Source organism: Mycobacterium sp. E3305 (assembly GCF_001666785.1).
Classification (GTDB): Bacteria; Actinomycetota; Actinomycetes; order Mycobacteriales; family Mycobacteriaceae; genus Mycobacterium.
The window spans coordinates 1-2,011 of the sequence record NZ_LZJA01000172.1; the positions used below are offsets into that span (position 1 = coordinate 1).

2 protein-coding genes and 1 pseudogene are annotated in these 2,011 nt (G+C 68.1%); all 3 read right to left on the reverse strand.

Annotated features, from left to right (window positions below):
• On the reverse strand, positions 1-1,289 hold a 1,289-nt coding region (gene nuoL, locus A5701_RS16065; RefSeq protein ID WP_067755491.1), incomplete at its 3' end, for an NADH-quinone oxidoreductase subunit L.
• A gap of 21 nt (positions 1,290-1,310) precedes the next feature.
• Entirely contained in the window at positions 1,311-1,610 is a 300-nt protein-coding gene (gene nuoK / locus A5701_RS16070) for an NADH-quinone oxidoreductase subunit NuoK (protein WP_007168303.1), read from the reverse strand.
• Positions 1,607-2,011: pseudogene (locus A5701_RS16075) on the reverse strand (NADH-quinone oxidoreductase subunit J); the annotation flags it as partial. The gene nuoK and the pseudogene A5701_RS16075, both read right to left, overlap by 4 nt.

The following is a 2,011-nucleotide window of genomic DNA, read 5'->3' on the forward strand; positions in this document are numbered from 1 at the left end:
AACGCGGTGACGCCCGCGCCCAGCAGCGCGGCCCCGCCCAGCACGTAACCGCGCGCGTCGCCGGCGCCCAGCGCGGCCTCGATGATCGCGTCCTTGGAGAAGAAGCCCGCGAACGGCGGCACGCCGATGATCGCCAGATAGCCGAGACCGAAGGTGGCAAAGGTGATCGGTAGCGCCGCGCGCAGGCCGCCGTAGCGGCGCATGTCCTGTTCCTCGTGCATGGCGTGGATCACGGCGCCGGAGCCGAGGAACAACCCGGCCTTGAAGAACCCGTGGGTGAGCAGGTGCATGATCGCGAACGCGTAGCCGGCCGGGCCCAGCCCTGCGGCCAGCACCATGTAGCCGATCTGGCTCATCGTGGATGCCGCGAGCGCGCGCTTGATGTCGTCCTTGGCGCAGCCGATGAACGCGCCGAGCAGCAACGTGACGGCGCCGACGATCACGACCGCGGTTTGCGCGTCGGGCGCCAGGTTGTACAGCGGGTTGGACCGCACGATCAGGTAGACGCCGGCGGTCACCATGGTGGCGGCGTGGATCAGCGCGGACACCGGGGTGGGGCCCTCCATCGCGTCACCCAGCCAGGCCTGCAGCGGCACCTGCGCGGACTTGGCGCAGGCGCCCAACAGCAGCAGCAAGCCCATCGCCGTCAGCGCCCCGCGGCCCGCGGCGGGCGCCCCGGCGAACACCCCGGCGTAGGACAGCGTGCCGAAGGTGCTGAACATCAAGAACATTCCCAGCGCCAGCCCGGCGTCCCCGACGCGGTTCATCACGAAGGCCTTCTTGGCGGCCGTGGCCGCCGTTGGCTTGTGGTACCAGAACCCGATCAGCAGGTAGGAGGCCAGGCCCACGCCTTCCCAGCCGACGTAGAGCACCACGTAGTTGTCGGCGACCACCAGCAACAGCATCGAGGCCAGGAACAGGTTGAGGTAGCCGAAAAACCTTCGCCGGTCCGGGTCTTCGGCCATGTAGGCGACCGAATAGATGTGGATGAGCGACCCGACTCCCGAGATCAGCAGCACGAAACACACCGACAGCTGGTCGATTTGCAGGCCGAGGTCCACCTGCAGTTGGCCGACCGGGATCCAGGTGAACACCGTCTGGTGGATGACCCGGTCCTCGGCGCCGCGGCCGAGCAGCTCGCTCAACAGGCTCAGGCCGACGCCGAACGCCGCGAGCGCGGTGGCGCAGCCCAGCCAGTGGCCCCAGGCGTCGGTGCGTCGGCCGCCGAACAACAGGATCGCGGCACCCGCCAGCGGCAGCGCCACCAGCAGCCAGGTGTAGTGAGTCATGTTGGCCCCATATTGGCGATGTCAGCCTTTGAGTAGGTTCGCGTCGTCCACCGACGCCGATTTGCGGGCACGGAAAATCGTCATGATGATGGCCAGCCCGACGACGACCTCGCACGCGGCCACCACCATCGTGAAAAACGCGATCATCTGGCCGTCCAGGTGGCCGTGCATCCGTGCGAATGTGACAAACGCCAGGTTGACCGCGTTCAGCATCAGCTCGACGCACATGAACATCACGATGGCGTTGCGTCGCAACAGCACACCCGAGGCTCCGATGGTGAACAGCAGGGCCGAAAGGTAAAGGTAATTGGCCGGATTCACGAGGTGCCACCTTTGATCGCCTGGCGGGAGGGGGTTGCCTTGCCGTCGGCGCCGCGGCTGCGCAGGATCGGCGACACCGACAGCTTCGAGTACGACCCGTCCGGCAGCAGCGCTGCCACGTCGACGGCGTTGTGGCGCGCGTAGACGCCCGGGCTGGGCATCGGGGTCGGGTGCCCGCCGGGCTGGAACCGCTCCTGCGACAGCTCCCGCTGCGTCTTGCGGCGCTCGAAGCGTTCGCGGTGGGCCAGCACCATCGCGCCGATGGCCGCGGTGATCAGCAGCGCGCTGGTGAGTTCGAACGCCCAGACGTACCGCGAGAAGATCAGCGCCGCAAGCCCTTCCACGTTGCCGTTGGCGTTGGCGGTGGTCAGGCCCGCGAAGCCGACGGTCGCGGCGGTGCC